The organism is Bacillus sp. PK6-025 (assembly GCF_056530265.1).
Map to the genome: position 1 here is coordinate 3,003,179 of NZ_CP096509.1, position 19,715 is coordinate 3,022,893.

Annotated in this window: 16 protein-coding genes and 1 other annotated feature; of the genes, 2 read left to right on the plus strand and 14 right to left on the minus strand. The window is 47.6% G+C overall.

What is annotated here, in order from left to right; translation table 11 throughout:
• Window positions 1-113: 113 nt before the first annotated feature.
• The 4 genes from M1D67_RS15425 to M1D67_RS15440 all read right to left on the minus strand — a co-directional run bounded on the left by M1D67_RS15425 (window position 114) and on the right by M1D67_RS15440 (window position 6,280).
• Window positions 114-1,148, minus strand: a complete 1,035-nt coding sequence (locus tag M1D67_RS15425) for an SPOR domain-containing protein (RefSeq protein WP_229128951.1) — start codon at window positions 1,146-1,148, stop codon at window positions 114-116.
• 205 nt (window positions 1,149-1,353) lie between these two features.
• Window positions 1,354-2,103, minus strand: coding sequence for a prepilin peptidase (locus tag M1D67_RS15430; protein WP_020452454.1), 750 nt, complete (start codon window positions 2,101-2,103; stop codon window positions 1,354-1,356).
• Window positions 2,104-2,255: 152 nt separating this feature from the next.
• On the minus strand, window positions 2,256-3,554 hold the full coding sequence (locus tag M1D67_RS15435; RefSeq protein ID WP_020452455.1) for a bifunctional folylpolyglutamate synthase/dihydrofolate synthase: 1,299 nt from the start codon (window positions 3,552-3,554) through the stop codon (window positions 2,256-2,258).
• Between the two features lie 83 nt (window positions 3,555-3,637).
• The gene (locus tag M1D67_RS15440) at window positions 3,638-6,280 is read right to left on the minus strand and encodes a valine--tRNA ligase (protein ID WP_479831373.1); all 2,643 of its coding nucleotides are present in this window, start codon (window positions 6,278-6,280) and stop codon (window positions 3,638-3,640) included.
• A 60-nt stretch (window positions 6,281-6,340) separates the two neighbouring features.
• Window positions 6,341-6,573, minus strand: a binding site (T-box leader).
• A gap of 166 nt (window positions 6,574-6,739) precedes the next feature.
• Between M1D67_RS15440 and M1D67_RS15445 the strand changes: the two genes are divergently transcribed.
• Window positions 6,740-6,931 (plus strand): hypothetical protein, encoded by a 192-nt coding sequence (locus M1D67_RS15445; protein WP_020452457.1) that lies wholly within the window; start codon window positions 6,740-6,742, stop codon window positions 6,929-6,931.
• Between the two features lie 18 nt (window positions 6,932-6,949).
• Here M1D67_RS15445 and ysxE read toward each other — a convergent pair whose 3' ends face one another.
• The 8 genes from ysxE to hemA all read right to left on the minus strand — a co-directional run bounded on the left by ysxE (window position 6,950) and on the right by hemA (window position 15,954).
• The gene (gene ysxE, locus M1D67_RS15450) at window positions 6,950-7,972 is read right to left on the minus strand and encodes a spore coat protein YsxE (protein ID WP_020452458.1); all 1,023 of its coding nucleotides are present in this window, start codon (window positions 7,970-7,972) and stop codon (window positions 6,950-6,952) included.
• Window positions 7,973-7,999: 27 nt separating this feature from the next.
• Window positions 8,000-9,547 carry a LysM peptidoglycan-binding domain-containing protein gene (locus M1D67_RS15455; RefSeq protein WP_479831374.1) on the minus strand — a complete coding sequence of 516 codons (1,548 nt, stop codon included), beginning with the start codon at window positions 9,545-9,547 and terminating at the stop codon, window positions 8,000-8,002.
• A gap of 148 nt (window positions 9,548-9,695) precedes the next feature.
• Window positions 9,696-10,991 (minus strand): glutamate-1-semialdehyde 2,1-aminomutase, encoded by a 1,296-nt coding sequence (gene hemL, locus M1D67_RS15460; RefSeq protein WP_149169232.1) that lies wholly within the window; start codon window positions 10,989-10,991, stop codon window positions 9,696-9,698.
• A gap of 25 nt (window positions 10,992-11,016) precedes the next feature.
• Window positions 11,017-11,991 carry a porphobilinogen synthase gene (gene hemB, locus M1D67_RS15465; RefSeq protein WP_479831375.1) on the minus strand — a complete coding sequence of 325 codons (975 nt, stop codon included), beginning with the start codon at window positions 11,989-11,991 and terminating at the stop codon, window positions 11,017-11,019.
• Between the two features lie 3 nt (window positions 11,992-11,994).
• Window positions 11,995-12,786 carry a uroporphyrinogen-III synthase gene (locus tag M1D67_RS15470; RefSeq protein ID WP_026579130.1) on the minus strand — a complete coding sequence of 264 codons (792 nt, stop codon included), beginning with the start codon at window positions 12,784-12,786 and terminating at the stop codon, window positions 11,995-11,997.
• Window positions 12,776-13,717: a hydroxymethylbilane synthase gene (gene hemC, locus M1D67_RS15475; RefSeq protein ID WP_095290842.1), complete on the minus strand. Its 942-nt coding sequence runs from the start codon at window positions 13,715-13,717 to the stop codon at window positions 12,776-12,778. Before hemC ends, M1D67_RS15470 begins: the two co-directional genes overlap by 11 nt.
• A gap of 39 nt (window positions 13,718-13,756) precedes the next feature.
• Window positions 13,757-14,587 (minus strand): cytochrome c biogenesis protein, encoded by an 831-nt coding sequence (locus tag M1D67_RS15480; RefSeq protein WP_020452464.1) that lies wholly within the window; start codon window positions 14,585-14,587, stop codon window positions 13,757-13,759.
• A gap of 5 nt (window positions 14,588-14,592) precedes the next feature.
• Entirely contained in the window at window positions 14,593-15,954 is a 1,362-nt protein-coding gene (gene hemA / locus M1D67_RS15485; protein ID WP_020452465.1) for a glutamyl-tRNA reductase, read from the minus strand.
• A 188-nt stretch (window positions 15,955-16,142) separates the two neighbouring features.
• On the opposite strand from hemA, the gene M1D67_RS15490 reads away from it, so the two are divergent.
• A complete protein-coding gene (locus tag M1D67_RS15490) occupies window positions 16,143-16,628 on the plus strand; it encodes a hypothetical protein (protein ID WP_035338224.1) in 486 nt (161 codons plus the stop codon).
• Between the two features lie 48 nt (window positions 16,629-16,676).
• Here the strand turns inward: M1D67_RS15490 and yihA are convergent, their stop codons facing one another.
• Together yihA and lon are read right to left on the minus strand one after the other, a co-directional pair.
• Window positions 16,677-17,264, minus strand: a complete 588-nt coding sequence (yihA, locus tag M1D67_RS15495) for a ribosome biogenesis GTP-binding protein YihA/YsxC (RefSeq protein WP_075752023.1) — start codon at window positions 17,262-17,264, stop codon at window positions 16,677-16,679.
• Window positions 17,261-19,585, minus strand: a complete 2,325-nt coding sequence (lon, locus tag M1D67_RS15500) for an endopeptidase La (protein ID WP_479831376.1) — start codon at window positions 19,583-19,585, stop codon at window positions 17,261-17,263. The genes yihA and lon overlap by 4 nt, the downstream gene beginning before the upstream one ends.
• Window positions 19,586-19,715 lie beyond the last annotated feature (130 nt).

A 19,715-nucleotide genomic window follows, 5' to 3' on the forward strand; every position in this document is an offset into this window, starting at 1 on the left:
AAAGATACCTGTTTTATCCTACCAAAAGAACGCCGCCGCCACAATTTCAGAAAAGTAACTTTTTAATGACAAAAATCGTGAAAATAAAAAAACCAGCGCCTCTGCTGGTTTTTTTATTTTATTTGGCTCAGCAATAGCTGCTGGCTTTTCCAGCCGTTGGCTGCGGTCGGTTTCTCAAGCAGGTTGACGGCTTCCAGTATGCTCTTCTTTACCTCTTCAGATTCTCCTTTTGATTTGGCGCCGTCAAGTTCAGCTTTGACATCAGCTATGTTTTGAGATGTAACCTCCGCGCCGAGAATCGCTTTTGCCGACAGCTCGGCCGCTTCTTTAAAAGGCTCTAGCAAACCGGGCTCGAGTGCAACCGGAAGCTCTTTTCCGCCCCACGCTTCAAAATCGTTTTCGATTAATATTTTGCCAATTTCAGATGTCATCTGTTTTTCCCCTGTTATTCCGGCGATCACATAAAATCCGTCGTCTTTGGCAATCGAAACGGCGGCATACCCCTTGTCTGCGATTTGAGAGGCCAGCGTCTCCGCTCCTTCTTTAGATGAAAACTTGCCGGCCTGAACGGCAAAGCTGTTAAAAGATTCTCCCGCTTGTCCGCTATTTTTTTGTCCGCTCTTTTTCTCTTCGGCACCTGAGTCACCGGCTTTTACCGCCTGTCCGTTTTCCGCATCCGCACCCAAGCTGCCGGATGCCGGCACTCCTTCTTTATGGGTTGCGAGATTCAGCGCGAACAGCCCGAGTCCCGTGCCGAGCAACACAGCAAAGATAATGGTTGCAGCAAAGCGCTTCAAAGGAAACGTAAGGGACATTTTCGCTTTTCGGTTGTTTTTAGCCTCGTTTTTCTTTTGATAAGGCGCCACCACTTTGGGATCGTCTTTGTACACGGTTTCTTCTTCGTCTGGAGGCGTCCATGTAAATTCATCTGTTTCAGGTGCGCCGTCCTCTTTTGAAGCCGATATTTCCCGTTCCGCCTTTCTCTTTTCTTCCCAGTTTGAAAAGGTGAACTTCTTTTCTTCATTTCTGTTGGAAAACTCTTTTTCATTTCCGTAGATGGTCTCTTCTCTGCCATTGATCATCACTTTAAGCGGGTCTTCCTGGGGCACTTTTTTAGCTGAGTTTTTCTTGCTCTTCCGTTTTTTCATGTGGCTTCCCTCGCTTTCCGTTTATTGTTTTATATTGAGATTAGGCGGCAGATTGGCCGCTCTCTATACGATCGGCAGAGGGAAGCCAGAAGGAAGGAGGAGTTCTCCCAAAGGCTGTCCCTCTTATTGTCCACACTTTATCACAGCCTCAAAAAAAAAGAACAAGACTTTTGTCGTCTTGCCCAAAAAGGTTTCGTCAAATTTTTCACCACCGTGCCATTTGAAGATACCACTCGATCATTGGATTGCCATAGAAACAGCTTATCAGCGTCCCGATCAGAATCGCGGGAGCAAACGGCATAGGTTCATTTTTCTTTAGCTTTCCTGCCAGCAATGCAATCAGACCAAGCACCGTTCCTGCGGCTGCCGAAAGGAAAAAAGCGAGAATGAGGAGGCGGCTGCCGAGCGCCATGCCGAGCACCGCAAACAGCTTTACGTCCCCCCAGCCGATCCCTCCTTTCGTCAAAAGCAGCGTCAAGAGCGGAAGCATGCCGCCGGCAAACGCACCGCTTAAACCGGAATGCCACGGCTCGAGGGGAACAAGAAACCGTCCGACAGCAAAGACAATCAGGAAAAAACAAAGCACAGCATCCGGAATGACCATATGTGTCACATCAGATACAAAGACGATCAAAAGCAGGGAAATAAGAGCAAGCACAATCACCAGCTCCCCCTGATGCCCAACCTGCATACCAGCAAACGCAAACAGGATGGCGGCGGAGAGCTCAACTGCCGGATACACGATCGATATCGGGGTTTGACACCCCTTGCACCTCCCCCGCTGCATCAAATAGGACAAAACAGGTATCAGCTCCGCGAGGCCCAGCTTTCTTTTGCAAGCCCGGCAGAGGGAACGCGGAGCAATCAATGATATCTTTTCAGGGATGCGGCGCCCGGCTGAACTAAAAAAGGAACCGAGCACTAACCCCGCCGTAAAAAGGTAAAAGATGAACATCACTATCAGCCTCGCACAATCAAATTTAACCGCTTCATGGGAAAAAACAGCTTCCTGAGGCTGTTATTTTAGCAAATATGAAGCGCCTCCGCTTTTCATAAAACATAAAAATGCGCAGTCAGCCGATGGCCAAAAGCGCATTTTTATGTTTTTTATTCAGTTAAAACTGCCCTGACGGCGGAAATAAAGTAAAGCGACCCGGTAACAATGACCACCGCTTTTTCATCTTCAGCTTGTTCTTCGATATAGCGGAAAACAGAGCCGATGTCTTCATCACATGTTTTATGATCAGCGGTACTTTGCTCAAACAGCTTTTGAGCGGATTCCGCTCTCGGAAAATCAAAAGATGTGAAGTGAATCGATGACGCAAACGATTCGATTTTGCGGATCATGTCTCTGTACGGCTTATCTTTGAGAGCACTAAAGCATACGTGAATATTCCGCCCGTCGAAGTGGGACGTGATCGTCTCGGCCAGCCGCTCTACCCCTTCTTTGTTATGAGCGCCGTCGATATAAACGAGAGGCCTGTTCAATACCTTCTCAAACCGGCCGGGCCATCCCGCCTTATGAATGCCGCGTTTCAGCTCTTCTTCGCTGATGGCCGCATGTTTTTCGGCTGTCAGCCATTCGGCCGCAAGTATGGCCAGAGACGCGTTTTGCCGCTGATGGGTGCCGATCAGGCTTGTTTCAATTCTTTCATAACGATGTAACGGTGTTTTCAGTGAAAACTGCTCTCCATCGGGCAGTGAACGCTCTCCGGACAGCTCGCAATCCTCATGAAGGGATATAAAAGCAGATTCTGTCTCCATCGCCTTTCGCTTTATCACTTCAGCTGCTTCACGCTGATGAACGGCTGTGATAACAGGAACGCCGTGTTTGATGATTCCCGCCTTTTCTGCGGCAATCTCTTTCAGCGTGCCGCCTAATATTGCCATATGGTCATGGCCGATCGAAGTGATGACCGTTAACATCGGCTTCACGACGTTTGTCGAATCCAAACGGCCGCCTAATCCCGTTTCAAAAATAACAAAATCGGTGCGCCGGTATTTAGCAAAATATAAAAATGCGCATGCCGTAATAATTTCAAATTCGGTGGCTGCTCCGAATTCGGTTTTTTCAAGCTCAAGGACGAGAGGCCCGACCTCATTAAAGAGCGCCGTCCATTCGTCGTCCGAGATCGGTGCGCCGTCAACGCTGATCCGTTCGTTAAAGGTAATGATATACGGTGATGTGAAGGTGCCTGCTGTATAACCGGCTTCATTGAATACCGTACGGAGAAAAGCGATCGTTGAACCTTTTCCGTTTGTTCCGGCGACATGAATCGCATTAAGCTTTTTCTCGGGGTGCCCGAGCTTTCTCAGAAGCCATTCCATTCGTTCCAAACCCGGCTTCACGCCGAATTTAAGCCTTCCGTTAATCCAGCTGAGTGCTTCATCAAACGTTTTGAACAAGCGAATTCCTTCCCTTCAATTGATGAAGGTGTTTTCCAGCACCTTTAGAAAGACCTGGAAAACACCTCCTTTTTTTCGTGTGATTAATTTTTCAATTCGGCGATTCTTTTTTCTACAGCTTCACGTTTTGCCGTATAATCGGCTTCTTTCGCCCGCTCTTCTTCAATGACATGTGCAGGCGCCTTTTTCATAAATCCTTCGTTGCTTAATTTCTTTTGAACCCGTTCAACTTCCTTCGTCAGCTTATCGAGTTCTTTTTGCAGGCGGCTGATTTCTTCCTCAATGTTAATCAGACCTTCGAGCGGCAAAATCAGCTCGGCGCCGGATACGACAGCGGTCATCGCTTTATCGACCGCCTGAATATCCGTTCCGATTTGAAGAAGGCTCGGATTCGTAAAGCGTTCCACGTACGAACGGTTTTCTTCAAGTCGTTCGGCGATTTCCGGCGTGCTTGTTTTAATATAAAGCTCAATCTGCTTGCTGAGCGGCGTGTTGACTTCGCTGCGGATGTTCCGTACAGCGCGGATGACTTCAACGAGAAGCTTCATATCCGCCGCTGCTTCGGTGTCCGTATATTCTTTAACAGCTGCAGGCCACTTGGCGACTGTAATGGATTCCCCTTCGTGAGGAAGATGCTGCCAGATCTCCTCCGTCAGGAAAGGCATAAACGGATGCAACAGGCGCATCGTTTGATCCAGCACATACGCTAAAATAGAGCGGGTCGTCTTTTTCGCCGCTTCATCTTCACCGTAAAGCGGAAGTTTAGCCATTTCGATGTACCAGTCGCAGAAATCATCCCAGATAAAATTGTAGAGATGGCGGCCAACCTCGCCGAATTCGTACTTGTCAGCCAGCTGTGTCACAGTTTCAATCGTTTCATTCAACCTTGTTAAAATCCACTTATCGGCAACTGATTTTTCTCCTGACAGATCAAGCTCTTCGTATGTCATGCCGTCCATGTTCATCAGGGCGAACCTTGATGCGTTCCAAATCTTGTTCGCAAAATTCCATGTTGACTCCACTTTTTCAAAGCTGAAGCGTAAATCCTGTCCTGGAGAGCTTCCCGTCGCAAGGAAGTAGCGCAGCGAATCCGCTCCGTACTTATCGATCACATCCATCGGATCGACGCCGTTTCCGAGCGATTTGCTCATTTTGCGGCCCTGGTCGTCGCGGATGAGCCCGTGGATCAAAACATCTTTAAACGGACGTTCTCCGGTAAATTCGATACCTTGGAAGATCATTCTGGATACCCAGAAGAAAATGATATCGTATCCTGTGACAAGGACGTTCGTCGGATAGTAACGCTTGAAATCTTCCTCATCGATATCCGGCCAGCCCATCGTTGAAAACGGCCAAAGAGCGGAACTGAACCATGTGTCAAGAACGTCTTTGTCCTGCTCCCAGTTTTCGGCATCTTCAGGAGCTTCAGCGCCCACATAGATTTCCCCCGTTTCTTTATGGTACCACGCAGGAATACGGTGGCCCCACCAAAGCTGGCGGGAAATGCACCAGTCGCGGATATTTTCCATCCAGTGCAGATACGTTTTTTCAAAACGGTCAGGGACGAAGTTGACTTTTCCTTCGCTTTTTTGCAATTCGATGGCGGCATCGGCAAGCGGCTGCATTTGCACGAACCACTGCGTTGACAAATACGGCTCAACGACTGCTCCGCTGCGTTCGCTGTGGCCGACCGAATGCGTATGTTCTTCAATCTTGAACAGCACGCCCTCTTCCTGAAGATCTTTCACGATCTGCTTGCGGCATTCAAAACGGTCCATGCCTTTATATTGAAGCGCCTTGTCATTCATTGTGCCGTCTTCATTCATAACGAGAATGCGTTCAAGGTTGTGGCGGTTTCCGATTTCAAAGTCGTTCGGATCATGGGCAGGTGTAATTTTGACGGCACCTGAGCCGAATTCCATATCGACGTAGTCGTCTCCGACAATCGGAATTTCCCTTCCTGTGATCGGCAGAATAACCGTTTTTCCGATTAGGTGTTTGTACCGCTCGTCTTCCGGATGTACCGCAACCGCTGTATCGCCGAGCATCGTTTCAGGACGGGTCGTCGCAATTTCAATCGAGCCTGAACCGTCTTTCAACGGATAGCGCATATGATAGAACGCGCCTTGTACGTCTTTATAGATGACTTCGATGTCAGACAGAGCCGTTTTAGTGGCCGGGTCCCAGTTAATGATATATTCTCCGCGGTAAATCAGCCCTTTTTCATATAGCTTCACAAATACTTCGCGAACCGCTTTAGAAAGCCCTTCATCAAGGGTGAAACGCTCCCTTGAATAGTCAAGGCCAAGGCCGATTTTCGCCCATTGGCCGCGAATAAAATCGGCATATTCCTCTTTCCATTTCCATGTTTCTTCAAGGAATTTTTCGCGGCCGAGATCATAGCGCGTTTTTCCTTCTTCGCGAAGCTTCGCTTCTACTTTTGCCTGAGTTGCAATACCGGCGTGATCCATACCCGGCAGCCAGAGCACGTCATAGCCCTGCATCCGTTTCATTCTTGTCACGATATCCTGCAAGGTGGAATCCCAAGCATGCCCCAAGTGCAGCTTACCCGTCACATTCGGCGGGGGAATGACAACGGTGTACGGTTCTTTTTCAGGGTCGTTTTTCGCTTCAAAAAATTTGCCGTTCACCCAATAGTCGTATCTGTCTTTTTCAACTGCAGACGGATCGTATTTTGTCGGCATCGTCAGTTCTTGATTATCCATTTTCAAACCTCCAACAGTATTAAACGGCTGAACAATAAAAAAGAGCCCTCTCGATCCTGTTAAAAGGACGAAGAGAACTCTCTCGCGGTACCACCTTTTTTCATGAATGCGAAAAAAACGCATTCACGCACTTAAATGGGATAACGGGACTTTCCCGAATTTCTCTACTTTTTGTTCGAGAAATTGCGCTCCTGGGCGACCTTCCAAAAAAGACTGACTGGGAGCCTTTCAGCGAACCGGCTTCCCTCTCTGCAAGCGTCTGTTTTTGTACTCTTCCCATTCAAAGCGGGTGATCATTGACTTTTCAGCACGTACTTTTTCTTTTTCTTATATTACTAAATCTTTTTCATTTTCGTCAATCATCTTTTCCGTTTTTCTCTTGTTTTATACGATACTGGGCCATGCACACAAGCTCCTTTTCCTCATATGATGCTGTAACGATAAGAGAGGAGGCATAAGATGCGAAAAAAATTCAACACACATTCATTCCAGCCGTGGCTGAAGCAAGTCAGGCTTGTTGCTGTTCAAGTCGTCCTCCCGATCACGATCTTCCAGGGCATACGCACGATCATCTTTCCGACCACATTTGATGTCCTCCTTTTGGGCATTCTCATATTCCTTGCGTGCGCCTTTCACCTTGACTGGATATAAGCACGAAAAAAGTCCGCATCATGATGATGGGGACTCTGTTTCTTCCTGCAGTTTTCTGTTTTCTTCCGTCTCGTGAATGCTCATCACAAGCGGTTCGGCGTTTTTCATTTGCCAGTACGCCTTCAAAAGCGTTGTACAGGCTTCTTTTTCTCCGGGCCCCTTCTCAAGGTCGTAGCGGTTCAGCACACCGAATACAGGCCCGGGGTAAGCCATATAGCTGAGGAATAAGCTGATTTCTTCCTCCCGCAAAGGATAGACATTGTGATACGTATAAAACCAGTTTACACATTCCGTGCACATCACGGGATTCGTCTTAAACATTCTTGTAAAAAATACGATGAGATCGTTCGCTGGGGGCCCGTGTCCCGCTTTCTCAAAGTTCGTAAAGTAACCCGTTCCGGTATCGTTATAGAGAAAATGCCGGACGGACAGCTGCCCGTGGTTTAAAACCATTCTCGAAGACTCTTTGTCTTTCATGGTCTCATACCACTCTTCAAGGCGGGCAAGCGCAAAGTCTGCAGCTGATATCGTCTCTTTGAAATACATGGCTGCCTGAAGCTGGAACGGGGACATATACCATTCGTTTTCCGCTCTTGAGATGAATTCTTCATATTTCTGTTTTTGCTGTTCCCATTTCCGTTTTGTCCGTTCATAGTGCCCGAGTATTTCTTCCCGCCTCACACCGAGCTCTTTTTCCGTTCGCTGGTGAAGAAGAGCGATTTCTTTAAACATATATTCGTGTTTTTGGTCACGCTCTTCCTCTCTTTCAAGGGTAAGCCAAGGCATGAGATAACAGACATCTTCTCCGGCTTGCGTTAAAAATTCGCCCGTGCGATTTCGATAGACGGGAACAAACTGCCTGTAGCCTTTTTCCTCCAGCAAGATCATCTGTTCTGTGAAGCGGGCGTTTCTTGAAGCCGCCAATTTTTTCAGGGCGAATACACCGTGATCCGTATACACTTTCCATACCTTTGGACTGACCGATTCCATATATTCAGGCGTAAGACCGTACTCATTTAAAACAGACTGGATGCCTTCCATCGGCTTCACCACATTTTTATCAATGCATTAGGCATGGCTGCTTTGATAATCCGGTATATAAAGGATCTGTCCCTCTTTTAATTCCTCGTCAAGGGAAAGGGAATTCATCCGGATGAGCTGCTGGACATTAATATCATAGCGCTCGCACAAAAGATCAATGGTATCGTTTTGCTGAACGATGCACATCCTCATTCGAGTAAACTCCTCCTCTCCCTGTTTTGTAAACAGCTTTGTCAAATAGAGAGCATTGTCATTCTCCTTCGCTGACACTTCCTGGTCGTCTGCTGCCGGCATCTCATCTCTTTCTTCTTCAGGCTCCGTCTGCTCATGAAACGAATATTCCGGGATTTCAATGGTATGCCCGGCTTCCTCTTCTTCATCAATCGCTTCTGCTTTCTGTGTCACTTCAACTTCAAACGTCTCAGGCTCCCTGTCATTCTGGTCTTCCTCCAAAAGAGGCGGAACACCGTAGAACGGGGTTTCTTTCGGTTCATCATGAGGTTGATAAGCCCTTTGGAGCGGCTCCGGCTCTTCTTCCGCTTCTTCCCTTTTTAACTCGTATTCTTCCGGCTTCTCTTCCGCTTTCTCCCTTTTCAGCTCATATTCTTCCGGCTTTGCTTCTTTCTCCTCTTTCAGCTCATATTCTTCCGGCTTTGCTTCTTTCTCCTCTTTCAGCTCATATTCTTCCGGCTTTGCTTCTACTTTCTCCCTTTTCAGCTCATATTCTTCCGGTTTTGCTTCTACTTTCTCCCTTTTCAGCTCATATTCTTCCGGTTTTGCTTCTACTTTCTCCCTTTTCAGCTCATATTCTTCTTCCGGATGTTCAAGAGCGGAGTCTTTTGGATTTTCCATTTCGCGCTTCGTCCGCTCTACCGCAGACAAAGACGCTGTAAAAAACGGCTTTGTTTCCTCTGTATCGTCTCCGAGAAACGACTGGTAAATCGGAACCGCTTCCGCATCGGTATCAGTTTCTTCTGCTTCTTCATACGGCTGTTCTTCGTCCTGCTCTTCATAAGACCTGTCAAGCTGAATCAAAAATTCTTCCTCTTTACCCTGTTCTTCGTCGTTTGAAGGTGATCTGAAGGCAGGCTCAAGCTCCTCTTCCGACTGGACGGCCGCAGGCATAGTACGCGGTTCTTCTTCTCCGGCTTCACCGCTTACATTCAAGAGGCCTTCAATCGCCAAATCAGCTTGAATCGTCAGCATCCTCGCATCTGTCAGCTGATAATCGAAAGCGTCAATAAAAACAAATACGTCGTTTAAATGATTGACCTTGTCTTTCGGGATGGTGATATCCACTGGGAAACAATGCGTCAGCTCTGCGCTGCCGTCCCCTTTCAGCTTTACATCTTCCACAAATCGGCTTGTCGCAGGCAGCTCTGCATATTCCCGGGTTTGATCTATGTTGTATTCGCCTGTCAGCTCTAATGACCCTCGTATGGATACATAATCATTTACTTCCTGAACGGTAATGTCAGGATCCAATGAAATCGATAATAATTCGGATACTTCCTGTCCTTTTTGAAAACAGATTGACTCTTCTACAGAAAATTGCAAACGATTGTTTTGCGGCAAACTGATATCCTCCCTTCACCTAATTTTTAAAATTAGATGTCAGTAAAGATGTATGAGAAAAGCAGGCAGAATATGAACAGAAAAATCATAAGCCGTTACCGGCACCATGCAAAAAAGAGCCGCCGGCAATGTCCGGCAGCCCTTTTCTTTATCTGGAGCGGCTGATTCTTTCGAATACGCGTTCAGCAGCTTGAATCGTATGCTCAATGTCGTCATCCGTATGAGCGGTTGACAAGAACAGCCCTTCAAACTGTGAAGGCGGGAGAAACACGCCTTCATCGGCCATCCCTTTATAATATTCGGCAAACAGTCCGAGATCAGACTGTTTCGCTGTATCATAATTGATGACCGGTTCATTTGTGAAGAAAAAGCCGATCATAGACCCCGCTCGATTAAATGTACACGGAATGCCATTTTTCTCGGCAGCTTCAGAAATTCCTTTTTCCAAACGGTCTGCTTTGCGGGAGAATTCCTGGTAGGATTCAGGAGTCAGCTGTTTCAATGTTTCGAGTCCGGCTGTCATGGCAAGCGGGTTGCCGGACAGCGTGCCGGCCTGATAGATCGGACCGCTCGGCGCAATTTTCTCCATGATTTCCGCCTTTCCTCCATAAGCGCCGACAGGAAGACCGCCGCCGATCACTTTTCCGAGGCAAGTCAAATCAGGCGTCACTCCGAAATAGCCTTGCGCACAGTTGTAGCCCACCCTGAAGCCTGTCATTACTTCATCAAAAATCAGCAGAGCGCCATGCGTCTCAGTCAGCTCGCGAAGCCCTTCGAGGAACCCTTTAACCGGAGGTACGACACCCATATTGCCCGCGACAGGTTCAACGATAACGCCGGCAATGTCCTCTCCGAATTCCTGAAAGACAAGCTTCATGCTTTCCAGATCATTGTAAGGAACGGTAATCGTGTTTTTTGCAATGCTTTCCGGAACTCCGGGGCTGTCAGGGAGGCCGAGCGTTGCTACTCCAGAGCCCGCTTTAATCAGCAGGGAATCACCGTGTCCATGGTAGCAGCCTTCAAATTTCACGATTTTGTTACGGCCTGTGTAACCGCGCGCCAGCCGCAAGGCGCTCATCGTCGCCTCCGTACCGGAGCTTACCATCCGAACGATTTCTATGGAAGGAACACGGTCGATGACAAGCTCGGCAAGCTCGGTTTCCAGTTCTGTCGGTGCACCGAAGCTTGTCCCGTGTTCTGCCGTGTTTTGAATTTCTTTCACCACTTTTTCATTGCTGTGTCCTAAAATAAGCGGTCCCCATGACAAGACATAATCGATGTATTCGTTTCCGTCAATATCATAGATTTTTGATCCTTTTCCCCGCTCCATAAAAATCGGGTCCATGTTCACTGATTTAAAGGCTCTGACCGGGCTGTTCACCCCGCCAGGCATGACTCGTTGCGCCTCTTCGAATGCCGCTTTAGACTTCTCATAGCTCCGCATCCTCTAAAACCCCCAGTTCAAATTCTTATTCCGAAATCCATTTTGCCGCATTTTTTGCAAAGTACGTAATGATCAAATCAGCGCCCGCCCGCTTCATGCTTGTCAGCATTTCGAGAACAAGAGCTTTTTCTTCAATCCAGCCGTTTTGGGCCGCGGCTTTGACCATCGCATACTCCCCGCTTACATTGTATCCGACAACAGGCAGGTTAAATTCGTTTTTCACTTCTCTGACGATATCAAGATATGAAAGCGTCGGCTTGACGATCAGGAAATCGGCGCCTTCTTCCACATCGGATTTTGCCTCCCGGAGAGCCTCCCTGCGGTTGGCATAATCCATTTGGTACGTCTTGCGGTCGCCGAACTGCGGACTGCTTCCCGCGGCATCGCGGAACGGGCCGTAAAACGCGCTCGCATATTTTACAGCGTACGACATGATCGGCACATTTGTAAATCCTTCCTGATCAAGCGCATCCCTGATGGCGGCAACGAAACCGTCCATCATGTTTGAAGGCGCAATAATGTCAGCGCCTGCACGGGCTTGGCTGACAGCGGTTTTTGCCAAAAGAACGAGCGATTCGTCATTTAGTATTTCACCGTTTTCCACAAGGCCGCAGTGACCGTGGTCCGTGTACTCGCATAGGCATGTATCTGCGATAACGACAAGCTCAGGAAAGTCTTGTTTAATTTGCGCAATCGCTTTTTGAACGATGCCGTGGTTGTGATAGGCTCCGCTTCCCACATCATCTTTGTGTTCAGGCACGCCGAAGACGATCACAGATTGAATGCCGAGGCCTGCGACTTCCTCCATTTCCTCTTTCAGCCGGTCCAAAGACAGCTGGTATACGCCCGGCATGGACGGAACTTCGCTTTTAACGTTCTCTTCCTCGGTTACAAATATCGGATAAATGAAGTCAGATGCTCTTAACTCGGTTTCTCTTACCAATTTTCGCATACCTGCTGTCGTCCGCAGGCGGCGGTGTCTTTGAAATGATGCTTCCATTTGTCATTCTCCCTTTCTTGAAATGCGGCATATTTCACGCAGCATTCCGTCGATTGTATAGACGTCCGGCATATATGAAGGAATTCCGTAGTCCGACAGCGCCTTCTTTGTCATAGGCCCGATCGTAATAAAAGCCGTACCGTTCTTTTCGGCCCACGTTCTGCTCTCCTCTTTCAAAATGGACATGAATGTATGTACCGTCGAGGAGCTGGTAAATGTCACAAAATCAAAAGACGCGTGTTTTGCTGCTTCCTTAAGCTCCAGAATTCCTTTTTCATCACGAACGGTTTCATACAAAATCCATTCCGAAACTTGAATTCCGAGCGGAGTGAGGGTTTTCTTGATGACGTCCCGGGATAAATTTCCTTTTAAAACGGCCACTTTATCATGACGGCCGGCATTTCGCTTCAGTGCCTCCGCCAAATGTTCAGCCACGTATAACTCAGGCATCAGATCGACAGAAAGACCCCTGTCGCGCAAATACCTGGCCGTTTTTTCACCGACAGCGGCAACCTTGGCCTTTGATGCGAAAGGAACGCTGAACCCGGCGTTCTTCAAATAAGAAAAAAAGAATTTTGCCCCGTTCACGCTTGTAAAAACAAGCCAGTCCGCGCTTTCAAGATCTGCTCGAAAGCGCTGGGCCTGTTCTCGCGGGAGGGCGGGCCGAAACGAAATCAATGACGTTAAAACAGCTTCTCCGCCCAAAGCCTCCACCTTTTCCCTGAAGGATTGGGCTTGGGCTTTATTGCGGGTGACGAGCACTTTCTTTCCCTGTAAAGGAAGATCATGCTTCATTGTCTTCCAGCTCCTGTTTCACACGGTCAATCAGTGCCTTTGCTCCTTTTTCCGACATGACCGCCGCGCATTCTCTGCCGACAGCCTCCGGATCTTTTCCTTTTACTGTTTCTCTGTATGCGGTTTTTCCGTCAGGCGATGCCACAAGACCGGTCAGTTCGATGACGCCGTCTTCGTCCATCGTCGCAAATCCGGCGATTGGCACTTGGCAGCCGCCTTCCATCGCATGAAGAAAAGCACGCTCGGCCGTGACGGTCAGCTGTGTGTAGCGGTCGTTCAGGCGCGAAAAGAGGGACAGCAGCTCCTCATCCGAGCCTCTGCACTCGATCGCCAACGCGCCTTGCCCAACGGCGGGAAGGCAGCTCTCTGGATCAAGAAATTCGGTGACGACATCGTCCTTCCAGCCCATTCTTGACAGGCCGGCCGCTGCTAAAATAATCGCGTCGTAATCTTCGGTTTCAAGTTTTTTCAACCTTGTATCGATATTTCCCCTGATCCACTTGATCTCAAGGTCGGGGCGCATTTGCAAAAGCTGCGCGCTTCTTCTGAGGCTGCTCGTGCCGATAACCGCATCTTGTTTCAGGTCGGCCAGCTTTTGACGGCTTTTTGAAATGAGAACGTCCCTGGCATCTTCCCGTTTTGGAATGCAGCCGACCACCAGCCCTTCGGGAAGCGCCGACGGCATGTCCTTCATGCTGTGAACGGCCATATCAATTTCCCCTGAAAGCATCGCCTGTTCGATTTCTTTGACGAACAGGCCTTTCCCGCCGACCTTTGACAGCGTGACATCCAAGATCCGGTCGCCTTTTGTAACGATTTCCTTTATTTCAAACGTGAAATCCGGATTTAATTCCTCCAGCTTTTTGATCACCCATTTTGTCTGGGTCATCGCCAATTTGCTTCTTCTTGAGCCTACAATGATGTTTCTCATGTTTTCTTCCTCCCAATCCGTCACGGGCAACCGTTTTAACTAACTAAACCAATGAAATTGCGAAAAGCTGCCGAGCAAAAAGAAATTGATTAAAAGAACAAGAAAAGACGCGGTATTCCACATGGCCGCGATCCTTCCCTGCAGCTCTTTGACAATCCTGATAAATAAATAGTATCCGTATAAAAAAAGCAGCACGATCGATCCGAGCACTTTCGGATCCGCCCAGTACAGGGTTTCAAGCGATACATACGACCAGATAATCCCCAGAATCAGACTCAGCAAAAGCATAGGAACGCCGATGAGATTAAGGACATAAGCCATATGATCAAGTTTTGGCAAATCTTCGATTCGTAAGAGCCATTTCCCCCACTTTTTCTTTTTCAATAAACGGTACTGAAAAAGATACAGCACGGAAAAGACAAACGACAATGAAAACGCTCCATACGAAAGAATCGCCATTGTAATGTGGATGATCAAGAGCTCGGACACGAGCCTTCCCGAAAGCTCCGCCGACTGCTGGGCCGTCGGTGTAAACGTGTGGATCGCCGCCATTGAAAAGCCGATGAGATTGGTGAAAAAAACGAGAAATTCCACTTTCAAAAGCTTCGTCAAAACGAGAGACAGCGTGACAAGCACCCACGCGTAAAAATAAAGCCCCTGCGCATTATTCAAAACAGGAAACTGATCTGTGTACTGCATGAAATAAAAAAGGTATACCGTCTGCAGAATCCAGACAATAGAAAGCAACCAGAAGGCCGCTTTTCCCGCCTTCCGGTTGTGCTGTAAAAAGTCTATAAAATAAAAGAGGACGGTGAGCGCGTACAACACGATTGTAACTTCGTTAAGCCTTGCTAACAATGTGTCTGTCATGTCTGTCACTCGCTCGCGATAGAAGTCAAACCCTGCTGGTTTTGCCGCTTAAACGCATGAACCGGCTGGCGTTCGTCTTGATTCTCTCCGTCAGGAAAAGCCGCTTCTTCAATATCAAAAATCTGCGTAAACAGTGCAAGCTTTTCTTCGGCATCAGCTTCTGACGCAAACTCCTTCACTTTTAAAATCGGGTCGCGCAAGAGCTGGTTGATAATGCTTTTCGTATGCTTGTTTAAAAGTTTTTTCTCTCTTGTGCTCAAGTGAGGGAGCTTCCGTTCGATGCTCTGCATCGTTTCCGCCTGGATTGTCAAAGCTTTTTCCCTGAGAGCAGAGATGACCGGCACGACGCCGAGCGTATTCAGCCATTGTTTAAAAGCGACGATCTCAGCTTCAATAATCAGCTCCACTTCTTCAGCAACGGCCTGACGCTCCTTCAGATTTTCTTCCACGATCCCTTCAAGATCGTCAATATCGTACAGAAAGACGCCTTCCACATCGCTGAGAGCCGGGTCAAGATCCCGCGGCACGGCAATATCCACCATAAAAAGCGGACATCCTTTGCGAAGCTTATTGACATGTTCGATCATCTCTTTTGTAACGACATAGCCGCTTGCGCCCGTTGAACTGATGAGAATGTCGGCTTCCATTAAAGCGCATTGCAGCTCATTTAAGCTTTTCGCCGCGCCTGAAAAACGGCCGGCAAGCTCCTTCGCTTTTGAAAATGTTCTGTTGATCACGGTAACCTGTCCGATTCCGTGGCCGTGCAGGTTTTGAACCGCAAGCTCTCCCATTTTGCCCGCGCCGAGAATCAGCACGTGTTTATCGGAAAGGTCGCCGAAGATTTTCCTGGCAAGCTCGACGGCTGCATAGCTGACGGATACAGCATTTGAAGCAATGTCCGTTTCGGCATGGCAGCGCTTCGCAACGGTGACAGCCTGCTTAAACAAATAGTTGAAAACGGTACCAATTGTCTTCTCTTCCTGAGCCAGCTTAAAACTTGTACGCACTTGGCCTAAAATCTGCGTTTCTCCAATAACCATCGAATCCAATCCGCACGATACGCGGAACAAATGTTCAACGGCTCCGTCGTTTTCATAAAACTTCAAGTAAGGCGAAATGTCCTCTTTGCTTAGTCCGAACCAGTTCGCCAAAAACATTTTCATATAATAACGTCCGGTGTGCAGCTGATCAACGACTGCATACAGCTCTGTCCGGTTGCATGTCGACACGATGATATTCTCAAGTATGCTTTTTTCTTCTTTCAATTGCGACATCGCCTGCCCCAGCTCATCCGGCTGAAAGGTTAACTTTTCACGTATATCAACAGGGGCTGATTTGTAATCCAATCCCACGACAAGTATATGCATAACTCTTGCTTGCACCCCCAACATCTATCTAAATTAGAATGATTATAATATAGAATTTATTATTCAAAACGATTATAACATATATTCACTATTTTCTCTTCCCAAAATGTGAACAGATTTTAAAAAATTGATGTGATATAGTAGAAAATGTGTTTCTATTTCTTTCACTACATCAAGAAGGTGATACTTTGAAAAAGAAATCTGTTTTGCTTCCATTGCTGTTGATAGCCGTGGCTGTCTACGCCTTTCTGCGGTCGGGCCGGATCAACCTGTTTGACGGACAGGAAGAATGGTCTGTACTTGCGGGGCTCATCGGGCTGGCTCTTTTTTATCAGGGACAGAAGGAAGCCGATTCCGCCCATTCCTTTGCAGGGCTCTTCATGACAGCGATCGGTGTTTATTTCACATTTAAAGAGGACTATTTCAGCCGCGCGGATGATTTTGCGGTCATCGTGCTGATCCTCGGTGCGGCGCTTCTTGTCAAATCGTTTAAGACGAAAGAATATCAATATGAGAGTCTGCTGATGATCGCAGTCGCCCTCTATCTTTATTTTTTCCGGCAGATTGCCGCCTGGCTGAAGACGGCGAATATCGAGACGGCATATGTAGAAGCTTATTGGCCGGCCGCTTTTATCGCGGTTAGTCTGCTTTTATTATTCTTAAAAAGAAAATAGTTTATTCAAGAAAAAGCACTTGCATTAATCCCGCAAGTGCTTTTTCTTTTATCTCGCGATCATTTGCTCGATCGCCGACCACGCTTCTTGTTTACCCTTTTTCGTCTCGGAGGAAAACAAGATGAGCTTGTCTTCTTTTTCTATATTGAGCGTCTCTTTGACGACTTTGGCATGCTTTTCCCATTTACCTTTAGGGATTTTATCCGCTTTTGTCGCAATCACGATCACAGGAATTTCATAATGCTTTAAAAAGTCGTACATCATCACATCATCCTGTGAAGGGGCATGTCTGAGGTCGACGATTTGAACGACCGCTTTCAGTTCTTCGCGGGATGTCAAATACGTCTCTATCATACGGCCCCAAGCCTCGCGCTCCGTTTTGGAGACTTTCGCAAATCCGTAACCGGGCACATCGACAAAGTGAAGGACATCGTTAATGATATAAAAGTTTAATGTCTGTGTTTTGCCCGGCTTTGATGATGTCCTCGCTAAGTTTTTACGGTTGATCATTGTATTGATAAATGACGATTTTCCGACATTAGATCTCCCGGCAAGGGCGATTTCCGGCAGCCCCCCTTCAGGGTACTGCTCGGGTTTCACCGCACTGATGACAATCTCTGATTTCGTTACTTTCATTTCTCTTCTCCTACTAGCGCATGCTTTAGAACTTCGTCCAGGTGAGCGACAGGAATGAAGGTTAAGCCTTCCCGCACGCTGTTTGGAATGTCCTCAATGTCTTTTTCATTATCTTTCGGCATAATGACAGTCTTTAAGCCGGCACGGTGTGCGCCGAGCGCCTTTTCCTTCAAGCCGCCGATCGGAAGGACGCGGCCTCTTAACGTGATTTCGCCGGTCATGCCGACATTTCGTGAAACAGGTCGGCCCGTCAGCGCCGAAACAAGAGCTGTCGCCATTGTGATCCCCGCGGATGGCCCGTCCTTCGGAACGGCCCCTTCCGGTACGTGAATGTGAATATCGTGTTTTTCATGAAAATCAGGGTTGATGTTTAACTCTTCCGCTTTTGAACGGACATAGCTGAATGCGGCTTGTGCCGACTCTCTCATGACATCGCCGAGCTTTCCGGTTAAAATGAGCTTGCCTTTCCCGGGGGAAAGAGACACTTCGATGGACAGCGTATCTCCGCCGACCGTCGTGTAGGCAAGACCTGTGACAACGCCGATCTGATCGTCGAGCTCAGCCTGTCCGTACCTGAACATTCTTTTTCCTAAATAGTCTTCAAGGTTTTTGTCCGTGACCGTAATTCTTTTTCTTTCCCCTGATACGATCAGCTTCGCCGCTTTTCTGCATATCGCTGCGATTTGGCGTTCAAGACTTCTGACGCCGGCTTCCCTCGTATAATAGCGAATAACATCAAGGACAGCCTGCTCCCGTATTTGCAGATTGGATTTTTTCAGACCGTGTTCTTTCAGCTGTTTTGGAAGCAGATGGTCTTTGACGATTTCGACCTTTTCCACTTCCGTATAGCCGGCGATCGTGATGATCTCCATACGGTCTCTGAGCGGACCCGGGATTGTGGCCAGGTTGTTCGCGGTCGCAATAAACAAAACCTTTGATAAATCAAACGTCTCTTCAATATAATGGTCGCTGAACGTATGGTTTTGTTCAGGATCGAGCACTTCCAGCATCGCTGAAGCAGGATCTCCCCTGAAATCCGAAGCCATTTTGTCAATCTCGTCCAAAAGGAACACGGGATTGTTCTTGCCTGCTTTTTTCATCCCCTGAATAATGCGGCCCGGCATGGCGCCTACATATGTGCGGCGGTGGCCGCGGATTTCGGATTCATCCCTCACGCCGCCAAGGGAAATGCGGACAAATTTGCGTCCGAGCGATTTGGCGATCGATTTGGCCAGCGAGGTTTTTCCGACACCCGGAGGTCCGGCCAAGCATAAGATCGGTCCTTTTAACGAGCGGGTCAGCTTTTGGACTGCCAAATATTCGAGAACCCGTTCTTTCACTTTTTCAAGTCCGTGATGTTCTTCATCAAGAATTTGACTGGCGAGATTTAAATCAAGCCTGTCTTCTGTTGCATCATTCCATGGGAGGGAAATAAGCCATTCAATATAATTGCGGATGACAGAACTTTCAGCTGAGCTTGACGGTATTTTTTCGTACCGGTTTAGCTCTTTAAACGCGGCTTCTTTCACATTGTCAGGCATGCCGGCCTGTTCAATTTTCTCAGTCAGCTTTTGGACCTCGCCCGTTTTTCCTTCTTTATCGCCAAGCTCTTTTTGGATGGCTTTCATCTGCTCGCGCAGGTAATACTCCTTTTGCGTTCTTTCCATTGAACGCTTGACGCGCTGCCCGATCTTCTTTTCAATCTCAAGGACTTCTTTTTCGTTGTGAATCAGGTCGATCACTTTGTTTAATCTGGCTTTGACATCGATCGTTTCCAGCACTTTCTGCTTGTCTTTCAACTTAAGCGGCAGGTGGGAGGCGACGATATCGGCCATTCTTCCCGGCTCTTCAATATCTGTCACAGCGGCAAATGTTTCAGCCGATATTTTTTTAGAAATCTTTATGTATTGATCGAAGTGGTCAAGCAATGTGCGCATGAGTGCTTCATCTTCAACATCTTTTTCAGTCTCTTCATCGATTCGTTCGATTTTTACAGACGTATATTCATCTAAATCATGGTACTCAAGAATGCGGGCGCGCTGCAGCCCCTCCACCAAAACGCGGATCGTTCCGTTCGGCAGCTTGAGCATCTGCTTGATTTTTGTATAGGTTCCGAATGTAAAAATCTCGTCTTCATCCGGTTCGTCTATGGATATGTCCTTTTGTGTTGCCAAAAAGATCATATGGTCATTCATCATCGCCTGTTCAAGCGCCTGAACCGACTTTTCACGCCCGACGTCAAGGTGCAAAACCATCGTCGGATAGACGAGTAAACCTCTTAAAGGGAGGAGCGGGATGTTTCGTTTCGTTTCATCTGCCATTTTGACTGACACCTCCGTAACTTTAGTATGAACCATTATAATATACTTTTTTTATCCCTGTACAATTGTAAGCCCGGCGAAATAAAAAGGGTCTCCTGTAGTATACCCTTTCTTTCAGTTCTGAAAAAGG

What these genes read in the sequence shown, in the direction of transcription:
- M1D67_RS15425 (WP_229128951.1), bottom strand. Translation starts at nt 1,148, where the DNA reads ATGAAAAAACGGAAGAGCAAGAAAAACTCAGCTAAAAAAGTGCCCCAG.
- M1D67_RS15430 (WP_020452454.1), bottom strand. Translation starts at nt 2,103, where the DNA reads ATGTTCATCTTTTACCTTTTTACGGCGGGGTTAGTGCTCGGTTCCTTT.
- M1D67_RS15440 (WP_479831373.1), bottom strand. Translation starts at nt 6,280, where the DNA reads ATGGATAATCAAGAACTGACGATGCCGACAAAATACGATCCGTCTGCA.
- M1D67_RS15445 (WP_020452457.1), top strand. Translation starts at nt 6,740, where the DNA reads ATGCGAAAAAAATTCAACACACATTCATTCCAGCCGTGGCTGAAGCAA.
- ysxE (WP_020452458.1), bottom strand. Translation starts at nt 7,972, where the DNA reads ATGGAAGGCATCCAGTCTGTTTTAAATGAGTACGGTCTTACGCCTGAA.
- hemL (WP_149169232.1), bottom strand. Translation starts at nt 10,991, where the DNA reads ATGCGGAGCTATGAGAAGTCTAAAGCGGCATTCGAAGAGGCGCAACGA.
- hemB (WP_479831375.1), bottom strand. Translation starts at nt 11,991, where the DNA reads ATGGAAGCATCATTTCAAAGACACCGCCGCCTGCGGACGACAGCAGGT.
- M1D67_RS15470 (WP_026579130.1), bottom strand. Translation starts at nt 12,786, where the DNA reads ATGAAGCATGATCTTCCTTTACAGGGAAAGAAAGTGCTCGTCACCCGC.
- hemC (WP_095290842.1), bottom strand. Translation starts at nt 13,717, where the DNA reads ATGAGAAACATCATTGTAGGCTCAAGAAGAAGCAAATTGGCGATGACC.
- M1D67_RS15480 (WP_020452464.1), bottom strand. Translation starts at nt 14,587, where the DNA reads ATGACAGACACATTGTTAGCAAGGCTTAACGAAGTTACAATCGTGTTG.
- hemA (WP_020452465.1), bottom strand. Translation starts at nt 15,954, where the DNA reads ATGCATATACTTGTCGTGGGATTGGATTACAAATCAGCCCCTGTTGAT.
- yihA (WP_075752023.1), bottom strand. Translation starts at nt 17,264, where the DNA reads ATGAAAGTAACGAAATCAGAGATTGTCATCAGTGCGGTGAAACCCGAG.
- lon (WP_479831376.1), bottom strand. Translation starts at nt 19,585, where the DNA reads ATGGCAGATGAAACGAAACGAAACATCCCGCTCCTCCCTTTAAGAGGT.